The sequence below is a fragment of the Roseovarius sp. genome, from assembly GCF_040223625.1.
GTDB lineage: Bacteria > Pseudomonadota > Alphaproteobacteria > Rhodobacterales > Rhodobacteraceae > Roseovarius.
This window is the reverse complement of sequence record NZ_JAVKFX010000048.1, coordinates 43,289-59,276: the sequence shown is the minus strand read 5'-3', so window position 1 is coordinate 59,276 and position 15,988 is coordinate 43,289. Positions and strand designations below refer to the sequence as shown.

General features: G+C 65.3%; 20 protein-coding genes and 1 tRNA gene. 9 read left to right on the top strand and 12 right to left on the bottom strand.

Translation table 11 applies throughout. The annotated features are described in order from the left end of the window. The first annotated feature begins 30 nt into the window (after positions 1–30). Genes hisF through RLN94_RS14575 form a run of 3 tightly spaced genes read left to right on the top strand, consistent with a single transcriptional unit; the run spans position 31 to position 1,396 of the window. Positions 31–795 (top strand): imidazole glycerol phosphate synthase subunit HisF, encoded by a 765-nt coding sequence (hisF, locus tag RLN94_RS14585; RefSeq protein WP_350132777.1) that lies wholly within the window; start codon positions 31–33, stop codon positions 793–795. Beyond that, complete coding sequence (locus RLN94_RS14580) at positions 792–1,103, top strand: phosphoribosyl-ATP diphosphatase (RefSeq protein WP_350132779.1); 312 nt, start codon at positions 792–794, stop codon at positions 1,101–1,103. Before hisF ends, RLN94_RS14580 begins: the two co-directional genes overlap by 4 nt. Next, entirely contained in the window at positions 1,100–1,396 is a 297-nt protein-coding gene (locus RLN94_RS14575) for a Dabb family protein (protein WP_350132781.1), read from the top strand. Before RLN94_RS14580 ends, RLN94_RS14575 begins: the two co-directional genes overlap by 4 nt. An 82-nt stretch (positions 1,397–1,478) precedes the next feature. Here RLN94_RS14575 and RLN94_RS14570 read toward each other — a convergent pair whose 3' ends face one another. After that, positions 1,479–1,952, bottom strand: a complete 474-nt coding sequence (locus RLN94_RS14570) for a CoA-binding protein (protein ID WP_350132835.1) — start codon at positions 1,950–1,952, stop codon at positions 1,479–1,481. A 231-nt stretch (positions 1,953–2,183) separates the two neighbouring features. Beyond that, positions 2,184–2,531 carry a hypothetical protein gene (locus RLN94_RS14565; protein ID WP_350132783.1) on the bottom strand — a complete coding sequence of 116 codons (348 nt, stop codon included), beginning with the start codon at positions 2,529–2,531 and terminating at the stop codon, positions 2,184–2,186. Between the two features lie 129 nt (positions 2,532–2,660). Between RLN94_RS14565 and RLN94_RS14560 the strand changes: the two genes are divergently transcribed. Next, positions 2,661–3,554 carry a hypothetical protein gene (locus RLN94_RS14560; RefSeq protein ID WP_350132785.1) on the top strand — a complete coding sequence of 298 codons (894 nt, stop codon included), beginning with the start codon at positions 2,661–2,663 and terminating at the stop codon, positions 3,552–3,554. On the opposite strand, the gene rlmB is transcribed toward RLN94_RS14560, so the two are convergent. Continuing rightward, positions 3,551–4,342, bottom strand: a complete 792-nt coding sequence (gene rlmB, locus RLN94_RS14555) for a 23S rRNA (guanosine(2251)-2'-O)-methyltransferase RlmB (RefSeq protein WP_350132787.1) — start codon at positions 4,340–4,342, stop codon at positions 3,551–3,553. The two genes, RLN94_RS14560 and rlmB, sit on opposite strands and share 4 nt — an antisense overlap. A 130-nt stretch (positions 4,343–4,472) precedes the next feature. Between rlmB and RLN94_RS14550 the strand changes: the two genes are divergently transcribed. Next, positions 4,473–4,556, top strand: a tRNA-Tyr gene (locus RLN94_RS14550). A gap of 12 nt (positions 4,557–4,568) precedes the next feature. Here RLN94_RS14550 and RLN94_RS14545 read toward each other — a convergent pair. From RLN94_RS14545 to RLN94_RS14505, 9 genes are all read right to left on the bottom strand, one after another. After that, the gene (locus tag RLN94_RS14545; protein WP_350132789.1) at positions 4,569–5,225 is read right to left on the bottom strand and encodes a DUF1523 family protein; all 657 of its coding nucleotides are present in this window, start codon (positions 5,223–5,225) and stop codon (positions 4,569–4,571) included. A gap of 9 nt (positions 5,226–5,234) precedes the next feature. Next, on the bottom strand, positions 5,235–5,501 hold the full coding sequence (locus RLN94_RS14540; RefSeq protein WP_350132791.1) for a hypothetical protein: 267 nt from the start codon (positions 5,499–5,501) through the stop codon (positions 5,235–5,237). A 3-nt stretch (positions 5,502–5,504) separates the two neighbouring features. After that, positions 5,505–6,851 (bottom strand): DUF6638 family protein, encoded by a 1,347-nt coding sequence (locus RLN94_RS14535; protein WP_350132793.1) that lies wholly within the window; start codon positions 6,849–6,851, stop codon positions 5,505–5,507. Between the two features lie 64 nt (positions 6,852–6,915). After that, positions 6,916–7,287 (bottom strand): hypothetical protein, encoded by a 372-nt coding sequence (locus RLN94_RS14530; RefSeq protein ID WP_350132795.1) that lies wholly within the window; start codon positions 7,285–7,287, stop codon positions 6,916–6,918. A gap of 39 nt (positions 7,288–7,326) precedes the next feature. Beyond that, a complete protein-coding gene (locus tag RLN94_RS14525) occupies positions 7,327–9,264 on the bottom strand; it encodes an AAA family ATPase (protein ID WP_350132797.1) in 1,938 nt (645 codons plus the stop codon). Next, on the bottom strand, positions 9,261–9,686 hold the full coding sequence (locus tag RLN94_RS14520) for a hypothetical protein (RefSeq protein WP_350132799.1): 426 nt from the start codon (positions 9,684–9,686) through the stop codon (positions 9,261–9,263). The genes RLN94_RS14525 and RLN94_RS14520 overlap by 4 nt, the downstream gene beginning before the upstream one ends. Positions 9,687–9,737: 51 nt before the next feature. Further along, positions 9,738–10,883 carry a hypothetical protein gene (locus RLN94_RS14515; RefSeq protein ID WP_350132801.1) on the bottom strand — a complete coding sequence of 382 codons (1,146 nt, stop codon included), beginning with the start codon at positions 10,881–10,883 and terminating at the stop codon, positions 9,738–9,740. Next, the gene (locus RLN94_RS14510) at positions 10,876–11,091 is read right to left on the bottom strand and encodes a hypothetical protein (RefSeq protein ID WP_350158799.1); all 216 of its coding nucleotides are present in this window, start codon (positions 11,089–11,091) and stop codon (positions 10,876–10,878) included. The genes RLN94_RS14515 and RLN94_RS14510 overlap by 8 nt, the downstream gene beginning before the upstream one ends. Positions 11,092–11,118: 27 nt before the next feature. Beyond that, a complete protein-coding gene (locus tag RLN94_RS14505; RefSeq protein WP_350132805.1) occupies positions 11,119–12,195 on the bottom strand; it encodes a coiled-coil domain-containing protein in 1,077 nt (358 codons plus the stop codon). A gap of 272 nt (positions 12,196–12,467) precedes the next feature. Here RLN94_RS14505 and RLN94_RS14500 point away from each other — a divergent pair, with 272 nt between their 5' ends. The 4 genes from RLN94_RS14500 (at position 12,468) to RLN94_RS14485 (ending at position 15,851) form a co-directional block, all read left to right on the top strand. Next, entirely contained in the window at positions 12,468–13,472 is a 1,005-nt protein-coding gene (locus RLN94_RS14500) for a GT-B fold glycosyltransferase domain-containing protein (protein WP_350132807.1), read from the top strand. Positions 13,473–13,525: 53 nt separating this feature from the next. Beyond that, positions 13,526–14,071 carry a DUF421 domain-containing protein gene (locus RLN94_RS14495; RefSeq protein WP_350132809.1) on the top strand — a complete coding sequence of 182 codons (546 nt, stop codon included), beginning with the start codon at positions 13,526–13,528 and terminating at the stop codon, positions 14,069–14,071. Positions 14,072–14,174: 103 nt separating this feature from the next. After that, positions 14,175–14,480, top strand: coding sequence for a hypothetical protein (locus tag RLN94_RS14490; RefSeq protein ID WP_350132812.1), 306 nt, complete (start codon positions 14,175–14,177; stop codon positions 14,478–14,480). A gap of 75 nt (positions 14,481–14,555) precedes the next feature. Continuing rightward, complete coding sequence (locus RLN94_RS14485; RefSeq protein WP_350132814.1) at positions 14,556–15,851, top strand: O-acetylhomoserine aminocarboxypropyltransferase/cysteine synthase family protein; 1,296 nt, start codon at positions 14,556–14,558, stop codon at positions 15,849–15,851. The last annotated feature ends 137 nt before the right edge of the window (positions 15,852–15,988 follow it).

Sequence of the window (15,988 nt, the reverse complement as noted above, 5' to 3'; positions counted from 1 at the left end):
GCCGGTGACACACCCGACAGGCGGCACACCATGCTCAAGACCCGCATCATCCCCTGCCTCGACGTGGCCGACGGCCGCGTGGTGAAGGGCGTCAACTTCGTCAACCTGCGCGACGCGGGCGATCCGGTCGATGCCGCGAAAGCCTATGACGCCGCCGGCGCCGACGAGCTCTGCTTCCTCGACATCCACGCCACCCACGAGAACCGCGGCACCATGTTCGACGTGGTCCGCCGCACGGCCGAGAACTGCTACATCCCGCTAACCGTGGGCGGCGGCGTACGCACGGCGGAAGACGTGCGCGCCCTCCTCCTCGCCGGCGCCGACAAGGTCAGCTTCAACTCCGCCGCCGTCGCCAACCCCGACGTCGTGCGCGAGGCCGCTGACCGCTTCGGCAGCCAGTGCATTGTCGTCGCCATCGACGCAAAGACCGTCTCGCCCGGCAAGTGGGAAATCTTCACCCATGGCGGCCGCAAACCCACCGGCATCGACGCGGTCGAATTCGCCAGACTGGTCGAGGCCAAAGGTGCCGGTGAAATCCTCCTCACCTCGATGGATCGCGACGGCACCCGCGCCGGCTTCAACCTGCCGCTGACCCGCGCCATCTCCGACGCCGTCTCGATCCCCGTCATCGCCTCGGGCGGCGTGGGTAATCTCGACCACCTCGTCGACGGCGTGACCCAGGGCGGCGCCTCGGCCGTGCTCGCCGCCTCGATCTTCCATTTCGGCGATTACACCATCGCCCAGGCCAAGGCCCACATGGCCGAGGCCGGCATCCCGATGAGAACCGGCGCATGACCCTCGAAGAGCTCGAACAGATCATCGCCACCCGCGCCGCCGCCTCGCCCGAGGAAAGCTGGACCGCCAAGCTCCTCGCCAAGGGCCCCGAGAAGGTGGCCGAGAAATTCGGCGAGGAAGCCATCGAGGCCATCATCGAAGCGGTGAAGAACGACCCCGAACGCCTCACCTCCGAGGCCGCCGACGTGCTCTTTCACCTCCTCGTCATGCTGCACGCCCGCGGCGTTTCCGTGGCCGACGTGATGGCCGAGCTCGAAAGCCGCCAGTCCCGCTCCGGCCTCGCCGAGAAAGCCGCCCGCAAACCATGATCCGCCACATCGTCTTCTTCACCGTCCGCGACAGGGCCGATCTCGACCGCGTGCGCGAGGGCCTCACCCTTCTGGCCGACATCCCCCATGCCAGCCACTGGGAGGTCAGCCCAAACCTCAACGCCGACACGCTCACCGAAGCCCCGGTTGACATCGTCGTCTACGCCGAATTCGCCGACGAGGCCGCCCTGCAAGCCTACAAGGCCCACCCGCTCTACCAGCGCTCCATCGCGATTGTGAAACCCCTCCGCGAAACCCGCATCGCCGCCGATATCGAGGCCGCCCCGGCATAACGCCACGCCCGCGTTTCTTCTGGCCAGAATTATCCCGGGGAGTCGCGCCCCCGGCGCGACGGGGCAGCGCCCCGAACCACGCTCACAGTTTCGAGGAAATCATCCCGGTGTTGAACCCGCCCATGCGCAGTTCCCCGAACAGCCGCTGATATTCGATCTTCGGGCACCGGTTCATGATCACGTCGACGCCGCGCGCCCGCGCCTTTTCCGCCGCTGCCTCGTGCCACACGCCGATCTGCATCCAGATCGTCTGCAATTCCGGAAACGCCTCCAATGCCTCGTCCACCACCTCCGGCACATGCTCCGGCCGGCGGAAGATATCGACCATGTCGACCCCCTCGCCGATATCGGACAGGCTCGCATGAACCTTCCGCCCGAACACCGTCTGCCCCGCATAGGCGGGGTTCACGGGGAAGACCTCGAACTTCTTCAGCGACAGGTAGCGCGCCACGTAATAGCTCGGCCGCACCTCCTTGATCGATACGCCCACCACCGCGATCCGGCGGGTGCGGTTCAGGATGCGGCGCAGGTGGGAATCGGAGTAATGCTCGTCCATGCCATCAGGCATAATCCGCCCCGGCCCGCGAGGGAAGCCCGCCGCGCCCCCGGCGCGCAGCACAAAAAAAAGCGCCCGGGCAATTCCCGGGCGCCAGTCGCGGAACGAGGGACAGTGAAGAGAAACGCCGGTGTTCCGTACCAGCGCCTCTGGGACATTAGATAGGTCCGATTCCAAGAATAAAAAGAGAATGTAATATAGCTGTGAACGGCGCGTTAACGCGCCCCGCCGTCAATCGAAGATATCCTCGACCTCGTCCCAGATCTCCTCAACCAGCCGCCGCAGCATCGGCTTGCGTTTCTTGCGCTTCTGCTTGTGCTTCACCGGGTGCCAGTCGCGGTGATAGCCATGGCCGCCCTCCCGCGGTGCCTCGCGCGGATATTCCGGCAGCCGGCCGCGCGCCACATTGCGGCCAGACGTCGTTTTCCGTTCCCGGCCAGGCTCTTGCGGCATCGACTTCATGTTGTGCAGCGGCGCCCCGCACCCCTGGCAGGTCAGCTCGTGCCGCGCCCGGTCAAACACCAGAACGGCGCGTGTCCCGCAATAACAGCAGGTGGCAATCTTTCGTCCTTCGGGCATCCGTCCCCCGTCAAAATCACCTCTTCCATAAAGGCACTCTCACCCGCCGTTGCAACCGCAACGGCTGGACGCACGCGGCCTCCGCGACGTACCATTCGCCCATAGGTTTAGCCGCCGGGGGTCAATACAATGGATATCGTCTCGCTCAGGGCCCATGCCGACGACGGCCTGCCCTTCCGGATCAAGCTGGAATCGGTCAACAAGGGCATTGGCCTTGCCGCCCTCCTCCTGCCCTTCGTGCTGCTCTTCGTCAGCGCCCTCGGCAACACCTGCCCCGGCATCGATTCGATCAGCCACTACTATTATTCCCGCCTCGGCGGCGACATCCTCGTCGGCACGCTCTGCTTCATCGGGCTTCAGATGACCTTCTTCTACCACCTCCCTGCCGCCCCCGGCGGGCAACAGCAGGCGGTCGACGGCTATCTCGGTCACAACAAATGGGACATCCTTGCCGCCCGCCTCGCCGGGCTCTGCGCCTTCGGCGTGGCGCTCGTGCCCACCACCGGCAAGGGTTGCGAGGATTACGGCGGCCTCGCCTCCCGCGTCTTCCTCACGAACACCCAGGGCGGTCACGCCACGCAAGCCCCCGACACCCCCGTCACCGGAACCGCCAGTTTCGATTTCTGGGCGACCCTCGGCATCAACGACGGCCTGCTCACCTACATGCATTACGGCTCGGCCGCCGGCATGTTCCTCGTGCTGGCCTATTACTCGCTCGTGGTCTTCCCCCGGCCCCAGTCGCCCGCCTCGGTCACCGCCACGGGCCTCTGCCATGGCAACAAGCGCTTGCGCAACCTCGCCTACCGCACCTGCGGCATCCTGATCCTCGTGGCCATCGGCGCGCTCCTCTACAAGTTCCTCCGCTCCTTCGGCCTCGAAGACCCGCTTCAGGGCTTCTCGGCCTGGAACCGCGCCAATCTCACCTTCTGGTTCGAGGCGCTGGGGCTCGTGGCCTTCGGCGTCTCCTGGTGCCTCAAGGGCCGGCTCTTCGGCCTCCTGCGCGACGAGCCGCCGCTGGCCTAACCCTCCGCCCGCGCGGCATAAAGCGACACCGCCGCGGCATTCGACACGTTGAGCGACCCGAACGCGCCGGCAAACGGGATCCGCACAAGCTGGTCCACCGTCTCCCGCGTCTTCTCGCGCAGCCCCGGCCCCTCGGCCCCCAGCACCAGCGCCACGGGCCGGTCCCGCCGCCCCTCCAGCGCCTGTTCGATCGTCGCCTCCGCCTCGCCATCGAGGCCCAGCACCACGTATCCCATTCCCTGCAGCTCGGTGATCGCATCCGACAGGTTCCGCACCCGCAGGTAGGGCTGCCGCTCCAGCGCCCCGCTCGCGGTCTTGGCCAGCGCCCCCGTCTCGGGCGCCGAGTAATGCCGCGGCGCCACCACGGCACAGGCCCCGAACACCTCGGCCGAGCGCAATATCGCCCCCACGTTATGGGGGTCCGTCACCCGGTCGAGCATCACCACCCGCGGCACCCGCTCGCCATCGCCCAAACACCGATCCGCCAGGCTTCCCCAGTCCAGCGGCTTCACCTCCAGCGCCGCCCCCTGGTGCACCGATTGCGGGTCGAGCGGCGCCGCAAACTTCCGCGCATCCGCCATCTCGGGTTCTACCCCGGCCTCCGCCACAACGGCCTCGCCCAGCCGGTCGAGCGCGTTCTTCGTCACGATCAGCCGCAGCTTCTCGCGCGCCGGGTTCTGCAGCGCATCGCGCACCGCGTGCAGCCCGAAAAGCCAGACCGTCTCGGCCGATGCGGCCTTCTTCGCCTGCTCCTTCTCGACGACCCAGCGGGGTTTCTTCGTGGCCATCTCAGCCCTCCTTGTCCGGGCCGCGACAATGCGCGGCCATCGTCCCGCCCGCAAGGCATTTTCCGGTTGACGGGCCAAGGCGGCGCTTCTAAATACGCCGTCACGCCCGGGGCATGACCCGGGGCTCAGTGGGCGACAGGCCGCAAGGTGTGGCAGGGGACTGTAACTCCCTCGCGGAGACGCACGCTAGGTTCGATTCCTAGGTCGCCCACCACTTTCCCCACCCTCACCGCTTGTGCTTGGGCTTCCAGCTGTCCCGCCAGCGCTTGAACCGCCCGCGATGGTGATCCACCCGGTCGCCCGCGGCATCCCAGCTCTCGCCGATATCGTCGAACATCGGATCGATCCGCCGCGCCCGAAACCGACGCCACAGCGCCCAGAGGCCAAGCGCGACCGCAAGAAAACACCCGATTATCAGGATGTTGAACCACGGAATCCCAGTGCCCACATCCGGCCCCGCCACGGCCCGCACGCTGACCGCGTTGGGATAGATCGACATGAACTCGTTGCGCCAGCCATAGTGCTTGATCGACACCCATTTCGGATTATCCGCCGTCGACCTCTGGTCCGCCGCCTCGGCCTGAAGGTTCGACGTGTCGAACTTGAAATAGGGCGGCCAGCCCCAGCCGGTATCCTCGTTGCGATAGACCATCACCCGGCCGTTCGTCCGCACCGCCTGGATGAAGAACACGTCGCGGTTCACCGCGCCGGTATCGTTCCCCACGTCCGGGCTCGCCCAGAAAATCGAGTTCTCCCCGAAATCGATCCGCTTTTCATAGGTGTCGGTGATCCGCGCGATATCGTGCTGTGGCAGGGTGTAATGGAAAAACGCCGCGATCAGCAGCCAGACGATGATCCAGAATCCCCATTTCAGATAAACCATCGCCCCGCCTCAGTGAAAATTCGTAAAATAAATGACCGCGCTGATCACGACGACGGGCACGATATAGACGCCCCAGATCAGCTTGCGGCGCAGCGAGCCCTCGTATTCCTTCAGCCCTGCCTCGATATAGGCCTCCCGGTCGCCCGGCCGGCCCTCCTCCTCCCACCATTCGGCAAGCTTTCCCTTGCGCACCGAACGCGAATAGATCGACAGGCACAGGTATATCACCGTCAAGGCGATGAAGCCGAACACCACGAGCTTGGCCAGTGCCGCCATTGCTTACCTCCTCACCGGGCCCCACGGTCCGACCAGCTCGATCAGCTGGTCCATGTCCCGCTCCGGTTCCGGTTCTTCCATCGGCGCGTCCCTGCCGAAGAGTGCCTTGCGCGCGCCCACCTTGTCCACCTGATATTCCCGCAGCAGATAGTCGACCACGAAGGCCTTCTTTGTCTCCGTCCAGCCGGAATAGCGGCGATAGAACAATTCCTTGTGGCAGATGAAAAGCTGCCGGAAATCTTTCGGCGCAAGCTCCGCCAGCAGCATGTTCACAAGGTCCGCATCCTTGTGGGCCGAGGCCCGCAGCGTATAGAAATAGGCCGGGCTGTCGCTGCCGATGGTGGGCCACGCCCCCCCGCTCTCGGCCCAGTTCAGCAGCGCGGCCAGCGCGTGAAACTCCTCCGGCAACTGCCCCGCATGGGTGCGCGCCAGCCGCCGCATATCGGTCCGCGTGCGCCCGGCAAGATCGACCCCGGCATCGGCCAGCGCATCGACCATCAGGAAATCCATCTTCTGCCGAAGCAGCGCGCCCGCATCGATTCCCCGCGCCTTTACAATGGGTTCCACCAATCCGTTCAGGTCGAGGAAATTGGCGATCCGGTTCCGCTCCTCCAGCCCGAAGACATACTCGATCGGCAATTCACCCAGCCCCTCGGTCCCGGCCGAGGCCAGCACGCCGGGCAGCTCAAGGTCCTGGAACAGGTAGAGCCCGCCGAAATGCGCCGTCCAGAAATTGCGCTGCTCGAACTCCATCTGCTTCAGCGTCACCGGGTTGCGCACGATATCCCCGGTCTCGCCCGCCAGCCCGATCATCTCGGCGATCAGCACGTCGTCGAACCACGCATCCTCCTCGTTGAGGAACCTGTCCACCTTGGCATCGAGCTCCGCCGCCCGCCGGATCCGCCCGTTCGTCGTATCGGCCTCGATCACGATCCGCCGGATATCGAAAAGCCGTTTCGGTTCAGACAGATCGAAGACGGAGTTCACCAACTCCCCCGCTACCGCGTCGCGCGCCGTCAGCGCGAAAAGCGCCGGCTCGTTCTCCTCGATGAACTGCCGCAGGATGCCCCGCGAGGTCGAGAATTTCGCATCCAGAAGCGGCGCCGTCTTCTGCGCCGTGGTCAGCAGAATGAACTGCCGGTTCACCCCCGCATGGTTCAGGTAGAGCGGATCGCCCAGCTCATCCCCCACCTCCGGCGAATACCCCGAAATGTCGATGTAGAAATCGGTAAGGCTGGTCTGCTTCCCAGTCAGGTGCTTCAACGCCCGGTTATACCGCTCCACCAGCGCGGGGCTGTCCACATGGATCAGGTTGCCGAACATCAGGCCGGATGTGATCAGGCGTTTCATCGCTCTCTTCCCGCCCCGGCCCCCGAGCCGGGGCCCCTTTCCAAGTCCGCAACCATCGACCGCATCACATTCCCCCCTTCCGCGCCATGTCCTCGCCGCGCAACCGCTCCACCCGCTGCGCCGCGTTGAACCAGAACAACGCCAGAAGCGGCACCCACAACAAGGCCGATTTCAGCGACGACAGGATCATGAACCGGACATACGGCCAGAGCCCCATGATCTCGATCCCGGCCGCGATACCGCGCTTGTCGAAAAGCGCCGAGATGCCCGCCGAAACCCCGATCATCAACACCGCCGACACTGCCATGCCGGCCGCCACCCGCCGGTGCGACCGCGTCCGCCACGGGATGAGGATGAACGGCAGAACCACCGTCGCCCCGGCAATCAGCGCCAGCGGCAGCCCGGTATTCCAGAAATCTATCGTCGTCTCGTTCAATCGCGCCTCCCGCGCGCCGGCCCTGTGGCGAAGCCGGCCTCACCCGTCCTTCCCCTCCAGGTACCGCCGCTTGGCCTCTTCCGTCCGCCCGAACTCCCGCACCATATTCTCGATCGCCACCTCGTCCGACTTGTCGGCATAGCGGAATTCCGAATCCGCGTAGCGGTTGATCTCCTGGATCACCATCTCCACCGTGATCGGCTGGCGCAGCTCCTCGATCATGCCCAGCTTCTCCTCGTAGGGCTTGAACAGGAACAGCTCCGGCTCCTCCATCCACTCATCCGGCAGCTCGAAATCCATCGCCCGCACCTTCACCGCGTCGGTGATGTTCTTGATCGCCCGCCCGGTGAACCGCTCGTCGGCCTCCTGGATGCCCTTCAGATAGGTGCCCAGCTTGGCAATCGTATCCAGTTTGCCAAGGTCTTTTTCCACGCGATCATAAACCTTTAGAAGCCCATCCTCATGCGGCCGCCCATGGCTCTCGAAGCTATTGGCCACCGCCTTCTTGATCTCCTGCGCGGCGTAAAGCTCGTGGCTCCCGAGCGGGATATCGTGGTTCTTCCCCATCAGCAGATGCAGGATGTCGATGTAATCCTCCCGCGTCTGCGGCCCGTCCACGAGGAACCGTGCCCCCGCCCGCTGCCGCAGCGCATCGTCCACGTTCTCCGGGTAGTTCGAGAACATCCCGAAGGTGCAGTTCCCCCGCACCACCGTGTTCGCCCCCGAAAAGCTCTCCATCAGAACGGCGGTGATCTCAAGCTGCCCCGCGCTCGATTGCCGGTCGCCGCGCTTGCCGGCCAGCTGGTCGATATCGTCGATCGTGCCGAACCCGATCACCGCCGGATCCAGCACCGTATTGATGAAGGTCTTGGCGTTTTGCGCGGATTTTCCCTGATAGGAATCAATGCTTTCCGTCGAAAGGTTCATGTAGCGGAACGGATAGCCCGCCACCTCGCAATAGCCGTTCATCAGCCCCGCCATCATCCGGATCAGCGTGGTCTTCCCCGTGCCCGGCTTGCCGTCGCCCATGAAGGTGAAGATGAACCCGCCCAGCTCCACGAACGGGTTCAGCCGCCGGTCGAAATCATAGGCCATGATCATCTTCGCCAGCTTCAGCGCCTGGTACTTGGCGATATGGTTGCCCACCACCTCGTGCGGCTGCTTGAACTCCATGGTCAGCGTGGTCGATTTGCCCTTCGCCGCCGCCTCGAAGCCGCGAATGGTGAAATCATCCGCCTCAACCCGCCAGCTTGCCCCGGTAAAGGCCCCCAGCCGCCCGGCATTCTGCGCCCGGATCGCGACCTTATCCATCACCTGCTCGGCAAACGCCGCCACCACGGCCACCAGCCGCGCATCGTCCCCCGCCAGCGCCGCGATATGCTGGTCAAGCTCCCAGAGCAGCCCGTGCAGCGCCAGCTGCGCGTTGTCGGTGAGCAGTTCCTCGACCTCGCTCACCTCCACCGACACTTCCGAGCCATGCGGCCCCATCAGGAACGCCGTCGCATTGGCAAAGACATGCGCAACCGCCAACGCCTCGGCCCCCAGCAACTCGGTAAACTCCGTCTTCCGGTCCGCCCCCAGCGACCCCGCCAGGTTCGCCCGCCGCAACTCCGCCAGCCCCGTCGCCTCGGCAAACGCCTCGCCCACCGCCAGCGCAATGGCCAGCGCCCGGCGCAGCCCGTGCATCACCGTCGCCTGCAACGGGCTCGTGAGCGGGTCATCCCCGTCCGCCGCCGCGATCGTGGCCAGCAAATGCACCCCCTCCGCCCGCGCCGTCGAGCGTGTCACCAACCCCGGCGTCGTGGTCCGGAACCGCCGCCGCGTGCCAAGCCCGGCCGAGCGCTCAACCTGCTCCGCCTCCCGCGGCTTGCCCACGCGCGGCGTGTGGTCGAACCCGCCCAACATGGCCTCGGCCGCCTCGTAATGTTTCGCGATCTCCTCCTCGCGAAGCTCCATCGTATCGGCCGTCAGGCTCATCGCTTCAAAATCTCCACCGTTTCATCCGAAATCGCCCCAAGGCCGCTCGGCCCGTAAAGGTTGTAGGACAGGTCGTTGGGATAGACCTCCGTCCAGTAATAGCCCTTGGTCTCGCGCAACAGCACCACCGGGTAACGGTCACCCGCGAAGCACACCCGCGTCACCGTCTTGTCGCGGTACAGCAGTCCTTTCGCTGTCTGGTAACACGGGCCCGTCCGCGGCCAGACCCCGCCGAAACCGGTCCGCTCGATCGGCTGGAACCCCCGCGACACCAGCCAGCGCTTCACCTGTGCCGGGCTCTCCTTGCGCACCGCGAGCCGCTCGGCGATCCGCTGCGCCGACGGCGCCGCCGGCTCCTTGACCTCGGCGCAACCCGCCACAAGAACGGCGGCGGCAATCATCAGGAAACCCAATCGTTTCAACGCGCTGACTCCCGTTCTTTCACTGTTCCGAAAATACTCAAATCCCACCCCTCAATACCGCAGAACGCGGCCGCCGGGGCTCACCACGTATTTCGTCACCGCCGCGAACCCCGCCGGCGCCTTCTCGGCCAGCACCTGGTAGGGTCGTTCTGGCAGGATGATGCTCCGTTCCGTCCGCGTCGCCCCGGTATCCACACCGCGCCCCGAAAACGGGTCGAGCGCGAAGACCTCGCGCTCCACCGTCCCGAACCAGCCCGAACGCTCCTCCCGCACCCGCTCGCTTTCCAGCACCTCGTCGGTCCAGGCCAGCGCCCAGTCCTGCCCCTCCGGCGCATGCGCCTCGGCCAGCACGTCCCGGATCGGCCCGCTCTGCCGCGTATAGGCGTGCGAATACATCGGCCCCAGGTGCAGCCGCCGCAGGCGCTTGGGGTGAATGTCGTCGAACGTCTCGTCGAAGCCCCGCGCGATGGTCAGAAGCTTCAGCCCGCCCAGCGCCTGCCCCATCAGGTGCGCCTGCACCTCCGGCCAGCGCCGCCCGTCCTTGGGCAAGGGCGTGCGCCCGGTATCCTCGATCTCCATCAGGTAGATCGTGGGCAGGTTGACCTGGCTGTCATAGACCGCCCAGTGCATCAGGTAGCGCCGCCGCTCCCCCATCCCGCTCAGCCAGGCAAGCTGTGGATCGTTCTGCGCCCAGAACAGGTGCCCGCGGATAAGCTCCTCGTAATAAAGCCTTTGGGACATTGCAAATTGAAGCTTCGTGGGAATGACCCGCTCGCCGATGATCTGCTCCACCATTTCGCGCTTGAGCGCGTCCGCGCCCGGCATGTTCTGCAAGTGCCGCCCGGCCTGCTGGGCGTCGTTGGCCATCACCATCAGCTCGTTGAAGACAGGAAAGCCGCTCTCCCGCACATCCATCGCGAGCGAGCCGAAGAACCGCCCCGTGTCTCGCCCCACCAGCAGGTATTTCATGCTCAGCGCCCGGAACGTATAGGCAATGCCCTGCACGTAGGCGGTCAGCACCTCCACCTCGTCCTTGGTGAACTTCCCGTCCGCCTGCATCACCGCCGCCACCCGGTTCAGGTGCCCGGTGACCCGCTCGAACTTGGCGAAATACCGGCGCGAGGCGTAAAGATCGGTCAGCCCGACATGGTCGTTGCTTGGCGCCCCGGCCGATCCATTTCGCAGTTCATCAATCAATCTTGTTCCGATCTACCATGATTTGCTGGTCCTTGTAGGCGTCGAGCGTGACCGGCCCGGTCTTCGTCTTGACCACGATCCAGACGATCATGACGCCGGCCCCGGCCACCCCCGCGATACACAGCCAGTACACCTCGTGACGGGCCGCCACCATCGCAACCCCCACGAAGCCGCCCGCCAGCCCGTACCGCATCACAACCCCGGCCACGCGCCTGATGCTCTCCTTCCGGCTCACTTACGCCCCGTACAGGTTCTTGTCGTGCTTCTCGATGATCTTCGCGAACCGCCGCGCGAACCGCTCGTCCGCCTTGGCCTTGGCTTCCAGCACCTCGCGGGCAAACACCATGTGCCCCTCGTGCTGCTCCATCATGTCGGCCATCCGCTGGTTGGTCGCGGCCCCGATCCCGGCCATCGCGCTCTGCGCCTCCTGATCGGTCTGCACGCCGATCTCGTTGATCCGGTGCGCCACGTCCTGCTGCTGCGCGGTCTTCAGCGACTTGGTCAACGCATCGTACAGCACCACCCGCTGCTTGGTATCCGTCTGCAGCTTGTTGATCAGCACCATCTGCGTCGCCGCCTGGTTCTGAAGGCTGTCGACCCAGGTCTTGCCCTTCTCGATATAGCGCTCCAGCGTCTGGCTCTTGGCCAGCTTCACCTGCTCCTGCTGCACCTTCTCGTTGTACTTCGCGTTCATCTCCGCCAGCTGCGTCTCCAGCTTGGTGCGTGCGGCGGCATCCGTCTCGTTGGCGATCTTGTTCTCGAGCTGGATGATCTCCGGGTCGAGCCCTTGGATATCGGCGCGCAGCGTCTCCAGCTCGCCCACCGTCGCCTCCCGCTCGTCCAGCGTCTCGGACAGGTTCTGCTCCACCTTCACCTTCTGCTCCTCCAGCATGGTCAACTGGCCCTCCAGAAGGTTCACGATCACGTCCGACTTCGAAATCAGGTCCTGCAGCTTGTCGTCGATATTCGCCGTCCGGATCCGATCCTGCCGCATGCTGTCTGCCTTGGCCTTGGAAAAGATGCCGACAAAGCTTTCCCACCCGGTCTTGTTGCGCATCTCGTCGAAATCGCGCGAGAACGCGGCGGTCACATCGTCGAGCCCCATGATCAGCTCGGCGATATTCGCATTCATCGTGTCGGTATGCGCATGCACCTCTTCCAGCGTGGCGTTCTCGATATCGAGCGTGGCATCCTCGCCGCCCTTGATCTTGCTGCGCGCCGTCTCGATCCGGCTGGTCAGCTCGGCGATCCGGGCCTGCGCCTGTTCCACCTGCTGCTGGCTTTCGCGCACCTGCGCATCCAAATCGGCCATCGAAAACTCCCTGACTGAAACATCCTCGCGCCCAATATATGCGGATCGCCGCGAAACTTAAGCGGAAACGCATGGCCCGAGGCAAGCCCGCGGCTTCTTCTGGCCGAAAATATCCCCGCCGGAGGCATTCATCTCTTCCCGCGCCCCGTCGCCGGCCCCCGCGTCGGCCGCCCCCCATGCCCGTCCGGAGAATCGCCCCAAACTCCCCCTTCTGCCCCGGCGCCTTGCCCCCTATAGTGGCCTCCAGGCAGACAGGCAGGACCACCCCGAACATGGCCGCAAAGCCGCGCGAGACCCAACCGTTCAACGTCATGATCGTCGGCCAGGGCGGGCGCCTGCAATACGAGGCGATCCTGTTTGCCGCCTCGCTGCGGATGAACGCGCCCGATTTCCCCGGCCGCCTGATCATCGCCGAACCCCAGCCCGGCCCCCTGTGGGAGAAGGATCCGACGATCCGCGGCGACGACACGCTCGACCTCCTCGACCGGCTCGGCGCCGAGATCCTGCCCTTCGAGAACGCCCATTTCGGCGGGGCCTACCCCTACGGCAACAAGATCGAGGCCCTCCTCGCCCTGCCAAAGGGCGAACCCTTCGTCTTCTTCGATACCGACACGCTGGTCACCGGCGACCTCGCCACCGTCCCCTTCGACTTCGACCGCCCCACCGCCTCGCTCCGCCGCGAGGGAACCTGGCCCGAGATCGAGCTCTACGGCCCCGGCTACACCCAGATCTGGAAATCCCTCTACGACCGCTTCGGCCTCGACTTCGAAAGCTCGCTCGACCTGAGCGAACCGGATGAATACTGGCGCCGCTACCTCTATTTCAACGCGGGCTTCTTCTTCTACAAATGCCCCCATGTCTTCGGCCAGCGCTTCCTCGACTACGCGCTGTCCATCCGGGACGACCCGCCGCCGGAACTGGTCTGCCAGTCCCTCGACCCCTGGCTCGACCAGGTCGCGTTGCCCTTGGTCATCCACTCCCTAGGCGGCGGCCGCGACACGCTCCCCGAAGGCCTGCTCGACGGCGACATCACCTGCCACTACCGCATGCTCCCCCTGCTCTATGCCCGCGAATCCGACCGCGTGGTCGAGGTGCTGGAAGAGATCGCCGCCCCCAACCCGGTCAAGAAGGTCCTCAAGAAATACGACCCGATCAAGTTCATGGTCTACCATGGCCGCGGCCGGAAGGCGCGCGCGCTCTTCGACCGTGACAACCTCCCCCGCAAGGAACAGGCGATCCGCAACACCATCCGCCGCAACGGCTACTGGATGCGCTGACCGGGTTTCTCCCACCGGCGGAACCTATCAGCCCGCCGCTGGTTGACCTCGCGATGGTGCAAATCGAAGACATGCTGTTTCAAAGCTGGTCCGACCTGTTCCGCGTGGTCCTTGTCGGCACGCTGGCCTATGTCGCGCTGGTCGCCATGCTGCGCATTTCCGGCAAGCGCACGCTGGCCAAGCTCAACGCCTTCGACCTCGTCGTCACCGTCGCCATCGGCTCGACGCTGGCCACCATCCTGCTCTCCAAGACCGTCACGCTCTTCGAAGGGCTCACCGCGCTTCTGCTGCTGATCGGCCTGCAGTGGGCGGTCACCGCCACCTCGGTCCGCTCGGCCCGTGTCGCCCGGCTGGTCCGCTCCGAGCCGCGGCTTCTCGTCTACCGGGGCGAGACCTGTGACGATGCGATGAAACACGAGCGTATCACCCATTCCGAGCTCGAGACCGTCCTGCGCTCCGCCGGTCTCGCCTCCCCCGATCAGGCCCAGACGGTCGTTCTGGAAAGCGACGGTTCCTTCTCCGTCACCGCCACCCCCGAGGCCGCGAAGGAAGAAAAACTCCCCGCCGGCGTGGGCGAGAAGGGCTCCGGCACCGGCTGAGCGGCCCCACCGGAAACGGAGTTTGCCGCTTTGCGCAACAGACTCCGGAATTTATGTGCTACACTTTCCCCGCCTGCCCGAGACAACAACTGGATTCTGCGCCGTGTCTTTCACAAAGCCCTTTCTTTTCACCGCCCTCTGCGCCGCCACGCTCGGCGCCTGCAGCGAGCCCGCCGAAGTCCGCCGATTCGAAATGCGCGTCGATGACGCCTATTACACCGTCACCGACCACAAGCCGGTCTTCGCGCTCTTCGGCACCCCCGCCGCCCACCGCACCGTGCGCGTGAACGGAACGGACGTGCCCTGCCCGGAAATGCCCTGCACCGGCGCCATCCGGCAGGCCGCCCATACCGACGGGATGGACGAGTTCCGCCTGCCGCCCCCCGGCGCCGACCTGACGACCGAGTGATCGCGCCAACATCGTTGTTGTTCCGGTCCTGAACTTGGCATACCCCTGTCTGCAACGCTTTCAGGGAGGTTTCACATGTCCGACAAGATCCACGAATTCGGCTTCGACACGCTGCAAATCCACGCCGGCGCCCGCCCCGACCCGGCGACCGGCGCCCGCCAGACGCCGATCTACCAATCCACGGCCTACGTCTTCCGCGATGCCGAACACGCGGCCGCCCTCTTCAACCTCCAGGAAGTGGGCTACATCTACTCCCGCCTCACCAACCCCACCGTCGCCGTGCTTCAGGAACGCATCGCCACGCTCGAGGGCGGCTCGGGCGCGGTCTGCTGCTCCTCGGGCCACGCGGCCCAGATCATGGCGCTCTTCCCGCTCATGGGGCCGGGCAAGAACGTCGTCGTCTCCACCCGCCTCTACGGCGGCTCGGTCACGCAGTTCTCGCAGACCATCAAGCGTTTCGGCTGGTCGGCCAAGTTCGTCGACATCGACGACACCGACGCCGTCAAAGCCGCGATCGACGACGACACCCGCGCGATCTTCTGCGAATCCATCGCCAACCCGGGCGGCCATATCGCCGATCTCGACACGCTGGCGAAAATCGCCGACGGTGCCGGCCTGCCGCTGATCGTCGACAACACCTCCGCCACGCCCTATCTCTGCCGCCCGATAGAGCATGGCGCGACCCTCGTCGTCCACTCGATGACCAAGTTCCTCACCGGCAACGGCACGGTCACCGGCGGCTGCGTGGTCGATTCGGGCACGTTCGACTGGTCGGCGTCCGACAAGTTCCCCTCCCTCTCCGCGCCCGAACCCGCCTATCACGGCCTCAAGTTCCACGAGACGTTCGGGCCCCTCGCCTTCACCTTCCACGGCATCGCCATCGGCCTGCGCGACCTCGGCATGACGCTCAACCCCCAGGCCGCCCATTACACGCTGATGGGCATCGAAACCCTCAGCCTGCGCATGCAAAAACACGTTGAAAACGCCGAAACCGTCGCCGCATGGCTCGAAAAGCACGACGCCATCGAGGCCGTCACCTATGCCGGCCTCAAATCCGCGCCCTCCTACGACCGGGTGGCGAAAATCTGCCCCAAGGGCGCCGGCGGCCTCTTCACCATCGCGCTCAAGGGCGGCTACGAGGCGTGCGTCAAGCTCGTCGACAGCCTCGAGCTCTTCAGCCACGTCGCCAACCTCGGCGACACCCGCTCGCTGGTGATCCACTCGGCCTCGACCACCCACCGCCAGCTTACCCCGGAACAGCAGACCGCCGCGGGCGCCGCGCCCAACGTGGTGCGCATCTCCATCGGGATCGAGGATGCCGACGACATCATCGCCGATCTCGACCAGGCCCTGAAGAAAGCGTCAAGCTGACCCGCTTGGAGCCCTCCGCCCCGCGCCGTCTTGTCCCTCCGCACGGGGCGCGGGGCTTTCCCTTTCCCTCGGATCGAAGCTGCGGTAAAATCGGTGGTCTCGACTGTATGTACGCGTGTGAACTCCTTGTGCTAAAG